General features: G+C 42.4%; 25 protein-coding genes. 6 read left to right on the top strand and 19 right to left on the bottom strand.

All coding sequences use genetic code 11. The annotated features are described in order from the left end of the window. Window positions 1-171: 171 nt before the first annotated feature. A complete protein-coding gene (locus OCV56_RS25430; RefSeq protein WP_086715474.1) occupies window positions 172-516 on the bottom strand; it encodes a hypothetical protein in 345 nt (114 codons plus the stop codon). Between the two features lie 76 nt (window positions 517-592). Next, the gene (locus OCV56_RS25425) at window positions 593-1,804 is read right to left on the bottom strand and encodes a hypothetical protein (RefSeq protein WP_143691593.1); all 1,212 of its coding nucleotides are present in this window, start codon (window positions 1,802-1,804) and stop codon (window positions 593-595) included. A gap of 252 nt (window positions 1,805-2,056) precedes the next feature. Between OCV56_RS25425 and OCV56_RS25420 the strand changes: the two genes are divergently transcribed. Next, a complete protein-coding gene (locus OCV56_RS25420) occupies window positions 2,057-3,181 on the top strand; it encodes a tyrosine-type recombinase/integrase (protein WP_086715478.1) in 1,125 nt (374 codons plus the stop codon). A gap of 126 nt (window positions 3,182-3,307) precedes the next feature. On the opposite strand, the gene OCV56_RS25415 is transcribed toward OCV56_RS25420, so the two are convergent. The 10 genes from OCV56_RS25415 to OCV56_RS25370 form a co-directional block, all read right to left on the bottom strand. Next, the gene (locus tag OCV56_RS25415) at window positions 3,308-4,582 is read right to left on the bottom strand and encodes a phage integrase Arm DNA-binding domain-containing protein (protein WP_143691594.1); all 1,275 of its coding nucleotides are present in this window, start codon (window positions 4,580-4,582) and stop codon (window positions 3,308-3,310) included. 298 nt (window positions 4,583-4,880) lie between these two features. Further along, a complete protein-coding gene (locus OCV56_RS25410) occupies window positions 4,881-5,048 on the bottom strand; it encodes a hypothetical protein (protein ID WP_158094639.1) in 168 nt (55 codons plus the stop codon). A 107-nt stretch (window positions 5,049-5,155) separates the two neighbouring features. Then, entirely contained in the window at window positions 5,156-5,377 is a 222-nt protein-coding gene (locus OCV56_RS25405; RefSeq protein WP_086715480.1) for a hypothetical protein, read from the bottom strand. Further along, a complete protein-coding gene (locus tag OCV56_RS25400) occupies window positions 5,349-5,645 on the bottom strand; it encodes a hypothetical protein (RefSeq protein WP_133152402.1) in 297 nt (98 codons plus the stop codon). The genes OCV56_RS25405 and OCV56_RS25400 overlap by 29 nt, the downstream gene beginning before the upstream one ends. Before the next feature lie 139 nt (window positions 5,646-5,784). Further along, window positions 5,785-5,976, bottom strand: coding sequence for a hypothetical protein (locus OCV56_RS25395; protein ID WP_086715485.1), 192 nt, complete (start codon window positions 5,974-5,976; stop codon window positions 5,785-5,787). A gap of 122 nt (window positions 5,977-6,098) precedes the next feature. Continuing rightward, complete coding sequence (locus tag OCV56_RS25390) at window positions 6,099-7,358, bottom strand: Y-family DNA polymerase (protein WP_086715487.1); 1,260 nt, start codon at window positions 7,356-7,358, stop codon at window positions 6,099-6,101. 2 nt (window positions 7,359-7,360) lie between these two features. After that, window positions 7,361-7,765 carry a LexA family protein gene (locus OCV56_RS25385; protein ID WP_086715489.1) on the bottom strand — a complete coding sequence of 135 codons (405 nt, stop codon included), beginning with the start codon at window positions 7,763-7,765 and terminating at the stop codon, window positions 7,361-7,363. Window positions 7,766-8,069: 304 nt separating this feature from the next. Then, entirely contained in the window at window positions 8,070-8,831 is a 762-nt protein-coding gene (locus OCV56_RS25380; RefSeq protein WP_086715491.1) for a GmrSD restriction endonuclease domain-containing protein, read from the bottom strand. A gap of 32 nt (window positions 8,832-8,863) precedes the next feature. Continuing rightward, window positions 8,864-9,145: a hypothetical protein gene (locus OCV56_RS25375; protein WP_133152255.1), complete on the bottom strand. Its 282-nt coding sequence runs from the start codon at window positions 9,143-9,145 to the stop codon at window positions 8,864-8,866. Between the two features lie 5 nt (window positions 9,146-9,150). After that, window positions 9,151-9,369, bottom strand: coding sequence for a hypothetical protein (locus tag OCV56_RS25370; protein ID WP_086715495.1), 219 nt, complete (start codon window positions 9,367-9,369; stop codon window positions 9,151-9,153). A 175-nt stretch (window positions 9,370-9,544) separates the two neighbouring features. Here OCV56_RS25370 and OCV56_RS25365 point away from each other — a divergent pair, with 175 nt between their 5' ends. Beyond that, window positions 9,545-9,910, top strand: a complete 366-nt coding sequence (locus OCV56_RS25365) for a hypothetical protein (RefSeq protein WP_081231404.1) — start codon at window positions 9,545-9,547, stop codon at window positions 9,908-9,910. A gap of 31 nt (window positions 9,911-9,941) precedes the next feature. On the opposite strand, the gene OCV56_RS25360 is transcribed toward OCV56_RS25365, so the two are convergent. Next, complete coding sequence (locus OCV56_RS25360) at window positions 9,942-10,877, bottom strand: hypothetical protein (RefSeq protein WP_086715497.1); 936 nt, start codon at window positions 10,875-10,877, stop codon at window positions 9,942-9,944. Window positions 10,878-11,021: 144 nt separating this feature from the next. Between OCV56_RS25360 and OCV56_RS25355 the strand changes: the two genes are divergently transcribed. Both OCV56_RS25355 and OCV56_RS25350 read left to right on the top strand, forming a co-directional pair. Beyond that, window positions 11,022-11,258: a hypothetical protein gene (locus tag OCV56_RS25355; protein ID WP_081231402.1), complete on the top strand. Its 237-nt coding sequence runs from the start codon at window positions 11,022-11,024 to the stop codon at window positions 11,256-11,258. Between the two features lie 528 nt (window positions 11,259-11,786). Further along, window positions 11,787-12,569, top strand: a complete 783-nt coding sequence (locus tag OCV56_RS25350) for a hypothetical protein (protein WP_086715501.1) — start codon at window positions 11,787-11,789, stop codon at window positions 12,567-12,569. A gap of 30 nt (window positions 12,570-12,599) precedes the next feature. On the opposite strand, the gene OCV56_RS25345 is transcribed toward OCV56_RS25350, so the two are convergent. Further along, the gene (locus OCV56_RS25345; protein ID WP_086715503.1) at window positions 12,600-12,890 is read right to left on the bottom strand and encodes a hypothetical protein; all 291 of its coding nucleotides are present in this window, start codon (window positions 12,888-12,890) and stop codon (window positions 12,600-12,602) included. A gap of 351 nt (window positions 12,891-13,241) precedes the next feature. Between OCV56_RS25345 and OCV56_RS25340 the strand changes: the two genes are divergently transcribed. Both OCV56_RS25340 and OCV56_RS25335 read left to right on the top strand, forming a co-directional pair. After that, complete coding sequence (locus OCV56_RS25340; protein ID WP_150330745.1) at window positions 13,242-13,496, top strand: hypothetical protein; 255 nt, start codon at window positions 13,242-13,244, stop codon at window positions 13,494-13,496. 15 nt (window positions 13,497-13,511) lie between these two features. Further along, the gene (locus tag OCV56_RS25335; RefSeq protein ID WP_086715505.1) at window positions 13,512-15,473 is read left to right on the top strand and encodes an Ig-like domain-containing protein; all 1,962 of its coding nucleotides are present in this window, start codon (window positions 13,512-13,514) and stop codon (window positions 15,471-15,473) included. 49 nt (window positions 15,474-15,522) lie between these two features. Here OCV56_RS25335 and OCV56_RS25330 read toward each other — a convergent pair whose 3' ends face one another. The 5 genes from OCV56_RS25330 to OCV56_RS25310 all read right to left on the bottom strand — a co-directional run bounded on the left by OCV56_RS25330 (window position 15,523) and on the right by OCV56_RS25310 (window position 17,420). Further along, complete coding sequence (locus OCV56_RS25330; protein ID WP_086715506.1) at window positions 15,523-16,182, bottom strand: hypothetical protein; 660 nt, start codon at window positions 16,180-16,182, stop codon at window positions 15,523-15,525. Further along, window positions 16,172-16,609, bottom strand: coding sequence for a hypothetical protein (locus OCV56_RS25325; protein ID WP_081231395.1), 438 nt, complete (start codon window positions 16,607-16,609; stop codon window positions 16,172-16,174). The genes OCV56_RS25330 and OCV56_RS25325 overlap by 11 nt, the downstream gene beginning before the upstream one ends. Before the next feature lie 56 nt (window positions 16,610-16,665). Continuing rightward, window positions 16,666-16,848 (bottom strand): hypothetical protein, encoded by a 183-nt coding sequence (locus OCV56_RS25320; protein ID WP_081231394.1) that lies wholly within the window; start codon window positions 16,846-16,848, stop codon window positions 16,666-16,668. A 2-nt stretch (window positions 16,849-16,850) separates the two neighbouring features. Beyond that, on the bottom strand, window positions 16,851-17,033 hold the full coding sequence (locus tag OCV56_RS25315; protein ID WP_081231393.1) for a hypothetical protein: 183 nt from the start codon (window positions 17,031-17,033) through the stop codon (window positions 16,851-16,853). Window positions 17,034-17,180: 147 nt separating this feature from the next. Continuing rightward, a complete protein-coding gene (locus OCV56_RS25310; RefSeq protein ID WP_081231392.1) occupies window positions 17,181-17,420 on the bottom strand; it encodes a hypothetical protein in 240 nt (79 codons plus the stop codon). Window positions 17,421-17,439 lie beyond the last annotated feature (19 nt).

Below are 17,439 nucleotides of genomic sequence, written 5' to 3'. Positions count from 1 at the left end.
AAACGACTCAATAGAGTAGAGCAACTTACTGTAGAAATGAAAAAGTCGCGGTTAAGCGACTTTCACTCTGCCATATTTTCATATGGATTCGTCAATACGTTGTCATGGCGCATTATATTGCCACAAACCCATCTTAGGTTGGGCGAGCTATTGTGTTGTCAATTAAACGCTCTATTTTTGATGCTTAGGCGATCCTTGACCATAAACATCTGATCCTAACTGCTTATACAAAGCCGGATTGACGGTTAGTTTCAGATCATTGGCAGACAAATCAACGGACTCAGCCCATTTTAGAATTTGTATTCTGTCAAATTTCAATCTCGTGAGTAGCATGCTATTTGGCGTTTCAATGGCAATGCAACCTCCACTGATGTTCGCCACACGCAGCTGATTGCCGTAGTGTGGAAACTCTTCATGAAACAATTTATTGATTTCCGCAAGATCCTTGAGTTTATCTTTGACCGCTGAAAATTTCGTGTCCTGGAACACATCACACAAGCTTGTTGTCGCTCTCATAATTATCTCCAGTTAGATGAGTACACATAAGGTTGTACACCATTTAATGGAAAACTGAGTGTCTAATAACTTGGGCTTACTTATTGTCTAACTGAGTGTTTTTGGACTCAAGTTCTTTGATGATCGCCTGTTTAGTCGATAGTTCCTTTTCCTGTGTTTCGTTTTGCTCAGTAAGACGCTTAATATCTTGTTCTAGGCGAGTGTTGAAGGCACCTTGTCTTTCAATGGTGCTTAGGTTCTGACTGTTAGACATTCGTAGCTCAGTCAACTGGTCTGAGAGAGAGGTAAGTCGTTCGGATGCATTACCGAACCTAATCATGGCTTGTTCCAACTCACTGTTTAGGCGAGCATTCTCAGATTTCGATGTGATGTATTCGGTTTCAAGTTCTGATAGGTCGGTACTGAATTTGTTTCGACTCTCGCGTAATTCCTGCAGGAGTTGAGCGTCACCTTGAGCCTGTGTTTCAAATCTGATGATCTCACCCGACTTTTTCGTCACAGTGTCACTTAGTTCGGAAATTTGCTTGCGGCAATCTGTAAGCTGATTTTCTAGCTTCTCAATCACAGTGACTTGGTTTTCTAGCTTCACCTCGGCTTTGGCTAGTAAACTTTGATGCTTGTCCAATTCGACCTTTAGATTATTCGCATTGTCCTGTAACACACCAATCTCATCACTTAGGCGTGTTTCAACACCTTCACAGTTCTTCTGGCTTTGCTCAAGCTCGGTTTTTAGTTTAGTTATTTCTTTGTCTTTCAATGAAATGGTAGTGTTCGCTTCTTGCAACTGAACACCAGCTAACTCAAGGTCACCCTCAGTTTTCAAAAGGAGTTCGTTGGCCAGATCTGCTTCATCTTTATACATGAGTACTTCGGCATTGTGCTCTGCGTCTTTGGCCGCACTTAACCGAGTAATTTCAGTAGAGAACAATTCAACGAACTCATCACTAAAACCACGCTCGCGGAATAAGTCCATTCGTTTGTTCTTAGCTTGAGTATTCCATTCACGGACATCCACATTGATTGTGCTGGTAGATTTTACATCTGGCATCATCGATAGCACATTTCGCACACTGGTTTTTTCGCCTTTAACGAAGAGCGAATCACAAATCTCGAAAACACGTTGGCGTCGTTGTAACTGTTCTGCGGTAAGGTCTTTCTGTGTGCTGATGTCGCTCATTGGATGGTACTCAAGTTCAGATTTGGATTTCATACATTTTAATCGAACATACACCGAACGTCCACAACGAACGAACACCTGTTCGGTGTTCGATTGTGCTATGTGAGACATCGCACCTGATAGGAATCTTATTTTATCTGGTTGCGCACCAACTACGACATTACAACTGCCCTACTCTGTCTGATTAAGTGACACTGTAATGCTTTTAACTAATAACTATGCAGCGGTGATTGTTCATAAGATTGAAAGCTCAAATATCTCAATTTTCTAGATCTCAGATAATTACAATTATATGTGATCTAGAAAAAATACAGGGAATTGGTTAGACTGTAACGAACTACGAAAGCATAAGTTGGAAATGATATGGTCGGCACTGAAATCTCACTTCATACGGACTTTTCCCGTTTAAGGCCAGAACATGTTCACCAAGCGATCATGCTCGCACGAAAGCACGGTACATCGAACGAACAGTACCAAAAAATTCAAGATGCTATTAACCATCTTTTGCGAGAGTTCAATAAACGTGAAGAGCGTTATGCTAAGAACTCACTTTCTCAGCTTTATAGCAACTGGTCACGATTTGAGAAATGGTGTCACGAGCATGAACATCACCCATTGCCAGCAGCCGCAGAAACCATCGAATTATTCTTTGAAGATAAGGTCGACGACTTACACCGTAACTCAAATCGATCTTATGCCTGGGCCATTTCAAAAATTCATCGTATCTCGGGTTGTCCGGATCCATTTCTTGATGAAATCGTGCGTGACAAGATGGCCGGTATCTTTCGGAGAAAAGTTGAGGCGGGTGAACGAATTGTACAGGCTTCAGCGTTTCGAGAGAAACACTTAGATAAGATAACCGAATTGTGGCGTCATTCCCCTAGCCTACGGTATCGTCGTGATCTGGCTTTGCTGACTGTTGCTTATGAAACCCTACTTCGTGCGTCGGAAATCGCAAATATCCGTTTTGGTCACTTAGAGTACCCAGGTGACGGAACGGCTTTGCTGACCATCCCTATCACCAAATCTAATCATAGTGGCGAACCAGATACAGTGGTTTTTAGTCCGGAAGCTGTTGATATTATTCATGAATACGTAGAATTAGCAGGGCTTGATGACACTGATGAACAAGCCTTCTTGTTCGTCGGTGTGAGCCGACACAACACGCCATATAGACCAAAGTTAATCGACCCAGCCCACCCTGAAAGCGGCAAAAAACATAAGAAAATGACGTCATGGACTATCGAGCAGATCTTCAATAAAGCATGGGAAGCGCTTAATTTGGGTAAGGTTGGTATTGCCACTTTTACTGGCCACAGTGCAAGAGTTGGCGCGTGTCAGGATTTATTGACCGATGGATACACCATCTTGCAAGTACAGCAAGCCGGACGTTGGTCCACACCGGCTATGGTGATGAGGTACGGTCGCGGAATATTGGCAAAAGATGGTGCAATGGCACAGAAACGCGCATTTAGAGGACGAAAATAACCAGTCAGTTGAAGCCCTAGTGCTGACAGCTGCAGGGGGTTATTACCGCCAAAGCATGTTGCACTTCTCTGTCTTAGGTTTTATTTAGCTCAGGATGGAAGCTATTGAAAATCTCCCCACATCCATTTAGTTATCGTTCGGGTATTGCTTAACTGAAATTGGCTCACACTCATTCCATACTGCTTGGTCAGGTTTTGTATAGATTTCCGTGGTTTTTGAGTTGCTATGGGCCATTCTCTTTGTAGCACTTAACCCTTTTTCTTCAATCATTCGAGCCGCTAAGGAACGAATTTCATGGTACGTCGGTCTTTCATTACTTGGTAAGTGCGACTTCACACCAACTTTGTCACGTACCCTGCTGAACTGCTTGCTGAGGTAATGGCTTTGCACTTGGTAGATATGATCACAATCTTTTGCCACGCCTCTTTGTCTTTGTATCGGTTTCATGTGAACGATATAAGGGCAGCGTATACGGTCTGTATAACTCAGCTGTACAATGTCATAGATAGACTGAGTGACGGGGATCTTTACTCTAGATGCGTCGGAATTTAATACCTTTTGTCTATGGATATATAAGTAACCATAAATTTTTTCACCATCCACTAAAATAGGCTGCTTATCCTCATTCCAGACAATTCCACAACGGTTATCCTTTGGCGTGCGTATGTTGTATTTGATACGACAGATCTCATTGATGGCATGAGTTGTCTCTAACGTTAATGCCATTGCTACTTTAAGAAAGATCGGTGCGCTATCATAAATCAACTCAAACTCTTCTAATGTCAGCCTTTGTCGCTTTTTAACCAGTTCTTTTTTAGTGATCCTTAGACGTTTCTTATTGCGCATGAAGTTATCAGGTATATACGATTGATCTGCTAAGTAACTGAATGCTTTATTAACAAAGCTCAGATTATTGTTGAAGCACTTAGCTGAAAATTTTGAATAATGAGTGTTCAAGAAGACATTCATCATTTGTAAGTTTAAATCGTGAGTGTTTGTTTTTCCTAAATCCTTACAGAGTTTTTTCATCACCAATTGATACTTCTCCATCGTACCTTTTGACAGTTCTTCTCTTTTAATCAACGGAAAAATTTTCTTCAGTGCTTTTTCCAAAGGAATATTGAATTCGTTTGAAGAAGTGTGTCGTGGCTTATCTGGGACACTATCGAGAGTCGGTAATGAAGTTCGGTGGGCTTTTTCTATGAGCTGTTCCATAGACCGGTATTTGATATTGTAGTTAACCGCTTCATTGATCGCGTGAAGTTTCTTCGTGCCTACAGGGAAGTTGAAAAATTTGCCTGTTACAAGTTTCAGACGGAAACGCATTCTTCCGTCTTTATGTTTAAATCGATATAGGTAAGGTGGTAAATCGCTGTTTTGATGTGTGCGGCTTCTACTCATATTTTGATCACGAAGGTGAGCTCAATTCTTTAGAGTAAAGCGGTGAGCTTATAACCGTCGTTCCTTTTAGTTACGTTCGATTTCGCCACTGTTCTTGACGGTCACGAAAAATATTGGTCGTTCGTTGTGGTTGCCCTTAATTGCTCCTTGCTTCCCGTAGCATCGAACCCACCAGCTCCGCGAAACTATCAGGATTATCTAAGAGTAGTTGCTTTACTGGTATCGTTGAAATTTTACTTAACTCTTCTCCTTGCCACATTAACTCGCATTGTTGTGTTGTTAGATGAATCACAGCTGATTATCTATGTTCGATATCGGCTTCAGAGTGGACTTTGTATGGCCTATTGCAATCGTCGCATTCAAATTCACCACCCGCAGGATTGCCACAAAAAACATCTTGTTCTTCTCCGCAGTGAGGGCAATATAGAGCGACATTCATTGTGTGCAATTCTGTCACTGTCTTCATATTATCTTCCTAAGATTAACTGTGAGTTTGTTATACATCCCAAGACTCCCAATTTAGATTCGTATCGAGTTTCAATATTTAGACGACGCTAGAGCAGACTGAAGAACTCAAAGGTGCTCTTCTCGATCTTTACGTTTTTGTTTGTAGGCAATTGTCGCCACTGCCGCAACGAAACCCAAGGTGAGTAAGGTTTCAACCAGGCCGAAAAGTTGCCCGTTAAAGCCAGTAACTATCATTACATGCGACCCAATGGTTAGGATGCTTAACCTGAGCAACGCTTTATCAACAGGTCCCATGTAGTCAGTGAGATCGTACTTGAGTTTGCGCATTATTGGCGACTCTCCTTAACTGCTCACGGATATAGCCTTCTTGCCACTCGATATGGCAATCAGGGTTAAACTTCTCCCCTTTTCTACTTGCCATGACTCCGGCTTTGAATTCAGTCGTGTGGTTTGTGTTAACGGTGATAGTCGGTTCGCACATCTCGCAAGCTACTGCCGACAACAAATGAGTAAACATGCCTGAATCATGTCGCTTCTCAGTGATCTCTAAGATTCTGACCAGGGCATGTAACTCGTTACAATTGAATTTGGCCATCGTTAATCGTATTACAGGGGACCATTTCTCATATTTTTCAATGAACCCCTGCTCTCCGGAAAGAAATATTTGTTGTTCACGACATTGGTGAAGCCGTTGAGCTGTAGAAACGATTTTTATTGAAGTCATATCTTTGCCTTTAACGGGAAGGTTTGAACTGCAATTCTGTTTCGTCTGACTGGTGCTTAGGTATTGTCACCTTACATTGGAAATACTTGCCTCTCGGCAGCTGATTACCCACAGGAACGTGCGCAATCCAGTCATCGAATGCTGGTTTAGAATTCGAGGGGAGTCGTTGCCTTATAAACGGGTCTTTTAGCGTGTCTGCCATTCTTGCTCTCTACTTTGTTAAGTACTACTGAGTTCAGTATCCAACAACCCGATAAAGGCATGTTCAAATAAAGAGCATGAATTGGAGAATAGATTGCGAAACACAAACGCGGTGGGCAGAAACTAGCAGGCGATTCTAGGTAAGTCGCTCCATTTAGTGGTGTATTGTGGAGACAGCATATCGCGGCGCATACCCCAAGACTGTCTTGTGGGTGTTCCTTGCGCAGCCAGAAAGATAGTGTCCGTTCCATACTTTGCGTTTATCTGATCAAACGAAGCCATTAACTTTGCATTATTGGGTTGTGGGTTAAATAGGTCAGCTTGCTCATGCCTTCCGTCAACGAGGTCAATCAGCCCAACACCGACTTTGTAGTACTGAACACCTTCTTTGTAGAGTGTTTTGGCCAGAGCACAGGCCGCACTGGTTAAGGTATCTACATTAGCTGTCGCGTACTCAAATTTGTGAATCGCTTTGAAACTAACCGGCTTTTCGTCAAAAGGTGAATTTCCTGCAAAGCAAACCAACACTTTACAAAGTGACTGTTGAGCACGGATCTTTCGCGAGGCAATGCCCACATGCTGACTGATAGCTTGTCTAAGCTCATCGAATTCCGTTATGCGCTTACCCAGACTGCGGGTAGAAAAAACTTGTTGTTTGTCTGCTCTTGCTATGTCGAATGGAATACACTTTTCACCATTGAGCTCCCGTATCGTGCGCTCAACACCGACATCGAATTCTTTTCTCGCTTTTGAAGGTGAAAAATTTGCTAGTTGCGCTGCGGTAGTGATCCCAATAAATTGCAATGCTTTCGTTCGCTTGCGACCAATCCCCCAAACTGAACCCACATCAATAGCCTGGAGAACACGTTGGGTTTCTTTCACTGAATCTAAAACACATACCCCCTGATAACCAGGGAGTTTTTTCGCTGCGTGGTTGGCTAATTTTGAGAGGGTGAGCGTCGGGCCGGTTCCCACACAGACCGGGATCCGACACTCTTTCCATATTGCTTTTCGAATTGCGGCCCCATGCTCTCGTAAACAAGGAATGTTTATGCACTTGTCCAGATTTAGGAAGCTTTCATCGATTGAATAGATCAGTTGTTCAGGTCCAAAACGTGCAATCACTTGCATCATCCGCAAGCTCAAACTGGAGTACAGTTCATAGTTAGATGAGAAGACTGTAACGCCATGTTGCTCACATAATGCCTTGATTTTAAAGTAAGGTTCGAACTTTGGAATGTTCAACGCCTTCGCTTGATTGTTTACCGCAACGGCACAACCATCATTGTTACTGACGGTGATAACCGGCTTTCCACGTAAATCAGGTCTGAAGACTTGATGACACGAATTGTAGAATGAATTGCCATCTATTAATGAATACATGCTTAACCCGAAAACATAGTTGATACACGGTGGAGTCTGATGGAACTCGCTAATACCCCTTCTATTGCGAAGGAGTCTTGTTCATCAATTCTTACCGGCTTCATTGATTCATTCGCACTCAGCAAGCGACGTCCTTTGATATCTAGAATTTTACAAACCAGTTCACCGTTTAGATTGGCAATGATAATATCGTGGTCTTTCGCAGTAAGGGCTCGATCTACAATCAATACATCACCTGAAAAAATCCCAACTCCTTGCATGCTATCTCCCTGTGCCAGCGCTAAAAAAGTTGATGAAGGGTGTTCCACCAGCAATTCATCAAGGCTCAATTCCAGTTGTTTATATTCTGCAGCTGGGGACTCAAAACCCACCACGCCTGCACTCACTGGATAAGTTAATATATTCATAATTTATACTGGTTATTTATACAGTTTGATTCTAGCCCCGAATCTAGATAAAAGGCAAGAGAATGTCTCAGTAGGTAACTAGCGCTATAGAATTTAAGGTGAGACAGAGGTTGAGAGGGCGACATTATGAACAAGAGCCATATATACGATAACATAATATGATATTGTTTATATTTAGGTTTCACCTAAACGATGTTAAGTTGTTTAAATCAAAGGGAAAGTTAAGAGGTCACTATGCCATTAGTAAGGTTTGCAATATTAGTTGTTGTACTATTTTTCGCTTGGTTAGCTTTAGTCCACATTTTCAATGGCTATGGTGCTGGCGTAGGTCTAGTCTGTTTGGGGTTGTTTGTTTTTGTGGGTCGGAAGTTATCAAAGAGAACGCTGGCAAAACTTCAGTCTCGCCAGCAATAAATCGTTTACTCGCACACAACACCATCCCTGTCTCGGTCAGACATGAATGCGTATGCCCCGTAGATTGGGTGACGTATTTAGTTGGAGCGCTTCCCGCAGGTGCATAGAACACCATTTCAAAAGACGGGCAATTATTGATAACACTCTCCAACGTGTTCGCTTCGACTGGATTTACACTAAGGCCATACTTAGTTTTTATCTCAATGACACGCAACGCGAACCAACATTGGTTTCTTGGCGGTAACCACTCGCCAGCGTCCAAGCCGCATTTTCCAGTAGAACTACAACGGTTCACAGCTGGGGATGCTAGGGTCAAGTTCAATAGATCTGTTGCAAATGCTTTTCTTGTTTCAGGGCTTGCCGCACAGAGCCCACTGTCATGCCCTTCACTGGCTGCAATGATGTGTTCGATGTCTGTCTCTGAAGTTGATTGGTAGTAGGTGCCAGTATAAGGGCCATAAATCTGACCTCCCATACTATCGACTATCGCTGACTCTACTGAAGCGGGATATGGGTATTGGCTTTTCTTATCGTATGGTGAACATCGATGCTCTTCCTTAACTACCAACCCACGCCACATGTCATTTCCCAGTGATGAAAACGAAGCAAGTAAAACAACCAAATACATCGTACTGCGAATAATCCCCATCATAACGTTCTCCATTTATTTGCGTTACATTGTCACTAAGACCAGCAGCCCGATAGAATCTGGGACCACAAACGCTGCCCCTTTTTAAGTCCACGTATATCCACGACTTTTACGGTGACTGGCTTACCTACTAAATCAGTCTCATACTTTTTCCCGGTTATTATGTTATATAAGTTTCCAGATGCATTGGCTAGAGGTATACCCAACTCTTTTGATAAACTTGCAGCAGTGTAATGCACTCCCGACTCCAACATATATGCGGCCATCTCTTGAGTGCTCATCTTGTTGTGAACCTTACTTGGTGTTGTTGTATTCATGGTCATTACACCTCTGTATAGTTACCGGAATCATACTCACGCATAATGGCAGTCTCTGTGAATTCGAGCACTTGTACTTCGCCATCTATCCCACGCGTTTTATCGGAAAATCGTACACGGAGTGTTACTTCAGTATCATCGATAATAGTCGCATGAATTCTTTGTCCATCCGGTGCATAACCTCTACCAGTATTAAATTTCAGTTCGCCTTGCTTCGTTTGCATATCTCAGTTCCTTCAATTGGCTTTGGATTAGATATACAACATCGATGTGTTCTATTAAGCACATTGTCATCACAAGGTTGTGGTTCAACCGGTATTGTGTGTTGCTGTTAGTAGCGGAATATTAGATATTACTAAGGCTATCTATTGTTATATCGAAATTTCAGGAAGTTAACAGATGTCTAAGCAGCTCAAACCTGGTGGTCTTCAATACGTGTCTCGTGTCCTAGCAAACAAATATGATGTTTCCCTGTCCACATTCGTACTGATTGATGCCACTCGAAATGGCAATATTATGACCGAGATAGCAGAGCTCTACGGGGTCAATAGAGATGGTAAGGATTCGTATCAATTTCTCAGTGACTTGGTTAAACATGCCAACAAGAAATCCTCTCTTCCAATTTTCAACGTCACGAATATGACGAGATATGACTTAATAGCAATGGGAATTGATCCCGTTTCAGGAAGACGTCCTCGTTGGCTGTCATTGACCAGCTACGGTATGACGATTCTCAAAGACTTCGACAAATTGATGTATGAATAAGGCTCTAACAATCAGAGCCTTTTAATACACGCTATTTAATCAGGACCGACTCTCGCTTTATCGGCTTTTCATTGAAGCGAATTTTTACGATGTGGTTATTCTCAAACCTCTGCTTACCTATAAGATCACGATACTGTTGATAGGATTTTCCCTTCAGGCCACACTGATTGACGTAGATAGCTACCTTATACACGGTGAAGTCGAGCCAATTTTTACGTTTCTTGTTCACATCGATAACTGCATCACTTAACGTTATCTTTAGTAGTTCCCATAACTTCCCACTAATTACGTGTGTGTTGACGCTGAGTGAGTAAAATCCACTACCATTCAATGCGCTAGTAAACATCGTCATTTCTCTGATCAGTTGGTCTTTTTTGCCTTTTATTGGTTTGTAAGGGTCTGCCAAATGGAGGTTTATATCTGATGCATGTTTCCAACGATTAGTGATCGGATACCACTCCAGCATCAATATCTCGGTGCTACCGAATACTAATTTTATCGGTGTCATTATCACCCAAGTCATGAACGCTACCAATAGGACAAGAGCATAGTTCCAGCCCGATAGTAAGCAAGGCCATAGATTCTCTAAGGCCAGGTTCTCGCTATAATTTTTATTGATAAAGGTGTCGTTCCAATTGAATGAATCAAGTGCAAACAAGAGTAGATAAAAAACAGAGAACTTCGTCATAAGTTTGGCCGTCTTACAGAATCGGTGCCAATATTCGGAATGAAACATAGAGAGGTTCATGTGCGTCGGATCATCGAGCACTATCTTTTCATAGGCGATGTTTCTAATGGCTTTCGCCTGTACGAGTGAGACGCCCATTGCGACTATGAACACATAATCACCAAAATAACAGCTGAGTAAGATACACAGAGTCGGAATGATGTATTTCAGGGTTTGAATAACTACCGTGATGACGTTCATTACGTAATCAGTTAAGAGCGTGAAAGTTGGTTTTAACATAAGAATGTATTCCTTTTGATTTAAACCTACTTAATTTTTCCGAGATCCCAAAATTTTTTTTCATATCCCTCAAAACTACCGTGTACCCACTTTGGATGATGATATTGTTTGAACTTCAATGCACTTAGCGCACAGGAGAGAGATATGATTTCATGGAGAAATTTGGATGACGGCACTCACGAACTTAAAATTAGTGACGCGTTTAATATCGTGCTCTACCCATCAGCTGGCTATGCCATCGCAACGGGTATCGATAGAAAGATCAGTTTATTTAGCTCTACTCTTGAAGAGCAAAAGCAAGATGTTCAAAGAACGGTAGTCGCTATACTTTTAGACATCGCGGAAAAAGTGTCACCGGATGATGTTAGATACGGTCGTTAACTAACTTTCTCTGTATCCAAATAGAGAGCACACATACCGCGCATAGAAATAGTGAAATATCGGCTAGAGAGTTTGGGGTGACATTTAAAAATGAAGAAACAGGTTCGACATACTTTATGACGACTAAGAGAGTAAAGGCGACTGTAAGCCTCTTATAACCGCTTCCAATAGACATACGCATAACCTTTAGTCCAGATTCCAGTTTTTGATGGAAAGCAACCCAATTGGCCCTTGCGCCAAACTGTACGTGACAGCCCAAATCTTCCACAAAGAACTTTCGTGTGGGTTCTTAATCCATACGAGAATTGCGGGAGCGGTGCCGCATCCAACCCAAACCCCAAATGTGATATAGAAGATCACCAATAACCATAGTTCTTGCATGAGTTGAGCTCCTTTAAGTGCCTAACGCCTTTTCCTCGACGCATTCTTGATGCGCTACTGGCAATTGATTCGTCATACAAGGCCCCTTTTGTATTTAACCAATAATTGTATACAATAACATAATACGTTATCTAAGAGTCTTCCAGAATGACAAACCGCAACGCTGATTGGGTACGCTTCTTCAAATTAGAAGAGCAGTTCTTCGACGATGTACTCTCTTCCACAAATGAAGTTGAGTCCTTTGGTTCACATTGCTATCCAAAATACACTGAAGAATTTACCGAGTCGGGTCACCTTCGTCTGACCAAACCTCAACATATTCGCTGGATAGGTCACGTTAATGGCGATCAAAGCCTGTTCAATAAACTTCAGAAACAAGCCAAAGAAATTTACGACCTTCATCAATCTTTGACACTTTCGGAAAAAAGATGCTCTCGTGAACCTATTTTTTTAGTTGATGCTACGCGTATCGGTGTTTACAAAAACGTTGCGCACTCTTCGAATCTAATCACGAGCTCTGACGAAGTGAGCTTAGTACGAGGTAAATATAGCGATACACCGGAACGCGACATTCAAAACTATAACGACATGCGAAAGGATTTAATTGACCTTGGGTTCAGTACCGCTACCGTTTCGTTAGCTCCAGTAACACTCTCTTTAAAAGTAAGCACGCAAGAGTTAGTGAACTACTTTGGTCGCGAAGATATAGTGTATAGGAGACAAACAGGTCACCAATATCGCAGCCGAGTATATTGGGATCGACAATCTAGACCGATGAAACTTGGTTTCTTTATTAGCTTATCTCCAATTACTTACCATTGCGTTGTCTCTCCAAGAGAATCACGCGAAGACTCGTACCTAAACAGTGGCGAAGCCATTCCTTTCGTCGGTCCTTGCGATGGTGAGTTTTGGATCAGCAAGACCTCATAATGCGGTTTATGAGGTCCATAACCACTTAACTTATGCTTGCTCTTCGACGTCAGACGATTCGGCAGTCTTTTTCTCAGCGATCATCTTTTTCGTACCACCGATAGCTAACAATAAGCCACCGACAGTTGGAAGTAATTGAAGCATCGCGAGATTTTTAACATCTTGCGGAAGATTGTTTCGTAAAGCTACTTCGGCAATGAATTCAAATAGTGGGTAGCCATTTACTGCGGCTTGGAAAAAAAATGACAGACCGCAACACAGCATTAGTATCAAACCAATGCACGTAATTCTAAAGTTAAAGTTCTTCATGTTGTTGTTCATAATGTACCTTATTTATGCTGACTGATTGGTTCAGTTCATTTATACACGCCCCATTCTCTCCTTTTAGAAATTAGCGAAGCCAATATCGCACCTTAATTGACAAAGCATCGCTTCAGTGACCGACAGCTCGCTAAACGTCACACCAATCTCATAGTCGTATCAATTTAATCGCTGATATAGCCCTGCTTATTTGAATTTCTTGGTTCGACACTGAGATATCCTCAGCTTACGTAGCCAATCTAAACCCGTGATTTTGGGTTGGCGTTGAAATTTTCTGCGGTTTAGTGCTATTGCACAGCCCCCAATACGCACGTTTCCCACAGCGTTCGCAGCAAAAGAAAACTGGAGTAAATGATGACTACAAATACGACTTCGACCAACACAGAAACCAATAGTACTGTCCGGTTAGTGGCGGCATTAAAGGTTTTAGGTGTAACCGATGATACGCCCCTGCATTTGCGCCAATTGCTCATAAGCAGCATTTTATCGGTCGCGAAATTTAATGATGATGCAGATTTAATTGATATTTGTGAGTTTTCTCTGGCTCGTTTGCAAACCGAACTTGAGGATGATGTCAGCGAAAGCGCGGGTTCACCGATTCATTAATAAGAGGAACAAGCCATGAAATTCAATCCAAGGAACATCCTTTCTGGCATGGTCATACACTTACTGATGACTGTCGGTGTTGCACACGCGGAATCTGACCGAGTAAATCTCCACACTTGGAAGCAATACGGCGCAGCGGCTTCGGGAAACTGGGCGGTAAGTCAAGATGGCCAAAGCGTGTATCAAAGCATTAATGGTGCGCCTACCGCGTTTATGAGTGCCAACAAGTATGAGTATCGAACCTTCAAAGGGATCATACAGGTTGATGCAGGAGCCGGTGATGATGACTATATCGGTTTCATTTACGGCGATCCTACTGCTGGTGGCTTTTACCTGTTCTCTTGGAAAAAGCTACCGACCTCTGCAGACAGTGGTTTCAGTTTGATTTATTTCGATGGCACCCTAGATCAGATGAGCGATTATGGGTGGACGGTTCATGATGTCGAACAAGGCAAAAATACTATCTTAGGCAAAAAGCGAAACGTAGAGTGGATGCACGGCCAGCCCTATCAATTTGAAATGCAGCTGTTTCCCAATAGGATTGTGACCAAGTTAGATGGCGCGACAATATTTGATGTCAATAACCTGACCGTAGCTCCGGGATACTTCGGCTTTTTTAACTGGTCACAAGGGAAGGTGCGTTACAATTCCATTCAGCAACTATATCCACCTATAGCTGAACACAAAACAGGGGATATCTCTCAAGGTGTGCCTTTTACGGTAACGGGCACATGGACGGATAGGAATACAACGGATAGCCACAGCTGCATGGTAAGCCAACAGCCTTATTATGGTACTGTGACGATGACTCCCCCGTGTACCTTTACTTATACCCCATCACCTGACCACGATGGCATTCAGACATTTAAATACAGAGTGACGGATGAATCGAACTTGTTTACTGACGGCAATGTCGATGTAAATGTACGATCAAGCGGCACTTCCTTCACCCTGCCTCCACACCTTGTGTCTGGTCAAATAAAGAATGTCTTCACCCAAATTAAATCAACAAGGACTGACGGTAAACCGGTCGTGAATATAATCAATAAGCCTAACTTCATGCGATTAAATGAGTTGGGTGTCATTGAGATGAATCCAACTGACGATGATCTTGGCATGCATCACGACATCACCTTCGAAACAAGCGATGGACTCAAGACGTACAATGCAGGGACATTCGATATTCAGGTTATACCCTCGACAAACAATGACTACTTGAACCAAAATTTTGAGATTATCACTTCCGATGTGCAGCTGCTTGACTTAGACAATACGCCTCACACCCTCGTGACCATTCCAGCACTTGAAAGTGGTGAGGGTAATTTAGTAGAAGGCCCACATGAGGCTCTAATCACCGCTGATGTTAATAACACTCATGACATGATGGTCGGTGATAAGGTTGCCGCACCAGGTGATACGGTATCGATAACCGTTAACCTTGATAAAGCAGGGTCAGCTCTACCCATATTCTATTTTACTCCGGATGCGGAAGTTGCGAATTTCAGCATTGAATTCCCTTGGATTGACTCACCTCACGATTGGCGTTACGTCGTACAAAGAACATGCTCAGATGCCGACTCTAATCGATGTGATCGAACATTGGAGATGGACAGATTGAAAGCGCCAACAGGCAACCTTCAAGTCTTTCTAAGAAAGAGTGCAAATGCTGAGTATCATAGTTATGGATTTGCCGACGTTTCCACTTGGCGTAATTCTGACTTGGATGAAAACCTTGCGACACTCAGTGACGGTGACTTGGTGGCCATTAACATCAACCAGAAGACAGCTGCTCTAAATGACTTCATCAATCAGGTCATTACACAGTTTGGTGATGGGGATTTGAGCACCAAGCTATCGAACATAGAAGATCAAGCGATCTTGCTGTATCGAATCGGAAGTGGGGTAAAAGAATATAAAACCCAAAAGAGTAACCGCTGGGGGACTTCTTCGGTTACATGGATAAGCCTAACTGAATGAAGGAAATGGAATGAAATTGAAGATAAATGCTCCCAAAGGGAGCATTTTTTTAGTTTATTTGTTCAGGAATACGAACGCCATGGCTACGTAACACACGAATGATGTGTGATTGAACGTAAGCCAGCGTGCATTCGCACCCTTCAAAGTAACCTTTGTCTATATCTAAGCTCGTATTTCTACGTTGCTTTTTGAGTTTTTCATCTTCACGAAAGTCGCATAAGAGTTCTCGCAAATCATCTTCTAAACTGCTCGATGGTTTGGTGGATTGCTCTTGGTTCACAGACGTGGATGCTTGAAGTTTTAACCATGACCAAATAAAGCTCTTATTGGAATTCACCGCTTCAGCAAACCGTTCGACGGAGCGAATGGAGTGATATTCGGCGTATTGTTCCCATAATGGTTTGGCAACTGAATCGGTTAAACATGCTACAAACTTAAACGACAATGTTTCTTGGATGTCATTATTCCCTGCTCGAAGTGGAACCACTATCGTGTCACCGAAGTCGATAAAAGAATGGGTAGCAGCCATTAGAAACTCAATCGAGTAATTGCGCGTGGGTGTAAGTAATCCGTGCTTTTTCGTATCAAAATCATGATGATTATCATGACGTCGTAAGCACAAGTATTCATGAAATGCAGTACTGAACTTACACGGTGTTAAAGATTGATCAATCATGACCCAATCGGAATCAATAACTCTATTGTACATGGGATGTCTCCTCATCATTTAGGGACAAGCCCATTACAGTTGGTAAAAATTCTCGTTGAAACTCTCCAGCCACCAGCACATCACCAATATAAACAAATTGGGAACCTGGATGTTCTGCTGTCTCTGGTGAGAATTCAGGGTTCATGGCAAATTGACGAGTACACTCAACGGTTACGACCGTCCAATCGCTGGACATGGCCATTTGCATACTCTTCTCTTTCGTGTGACCTTGATTGAGATAATATTCATAACTTTGCTCAACTAAGCGTTCATCACGGATTGTGAGTTGTTCACCTAAAGGGATTGTCTCTGCACCAAACTTACAATCTGCAAGTACAGTGGAAGAAGACAAGCCGATGATAGTAGTGAGTGCAAATTTGCTCATGAAGTTACATTTCAAATTTGCGCATTTTGTTGTGAAAGACATGGTAGTTCCTCGGTATAGTTCGTGCGTAGGCACATGGGGTTTAGTAAGTGCAGGTGTCATTTTCTAGAATGAATATCGATTTCTGAGCTGCATGATTTAAGTACCACCTCAAGATTCTCTTCAGGAATCTCGTTAACTAGGCGACCTAAAAAATATTCCACAACGACGGCTACATCAGCACCTTCTAGATGCATCGCGACCGGTTCTGCCATGGCTTTTTCTGTCATTTCAATATTCATAATCACACCTGTTGCTGTGAGGGTAGTTGTCTAATTTTCCAAGCTATTCCTTGTGGGAATGACCTAGCGTAGCGATACACATTTTCTGCCTCTGTATCTTCAAACTTTTTCTGCTTCACCTTGCCGTTGATCTTGTAGAACAAAATAAAGTCAGCAAACTTACTTATTGGAATGTTTCGTGGCATGAGTTAGCTCCTCCAAGAACTGGAATTTGAGACGTACTAGGCCACCGCACGGGTAAGCTAATAGGTCCCGTGTTGGGTTAAGGTTATGGGGGTTAAGAGCGGATCTTTGTTTCTATGTTTGTTGGGAAACAAACTTCGAATGGGGGGTTACTTCTTTAGAAGTGCTTGTATCTCATCGTCCTGTAGAAGATGGTCAATTCGAGCAATAATGCAGTCGCCTGCGTAACTATCTAATTTGACACTTTGAGCTTTCAACTCATTGAATGAGCGATAAGTCTCTAAGAGCAAATTTGACGGTGGTCTTTTGAGCAATTTAATGCGTCTGACAGTTTTAATAAGACTGATTTCGATATCCACTAAAGCTGACATTTGTTCGAAAGTAGTCATATGAGATCTCCATTTATTC

This window comes from Vibrio gigantis (assembly GCF_024347515.1).
In the GTDB taxonomy this organism is placed as follows: domain Bacteria; phylum Pseudomonadota; class Gammaproteobacteria; order Enterobacterales; family Vibrionaceae; genus Vibrio; species Vibrio gigantis.
The sequence above is the reverse complement of the archived record's forward strand: the minus strand, read 5'-3'. Positions and strand labels throughout refer to the sequence as shown.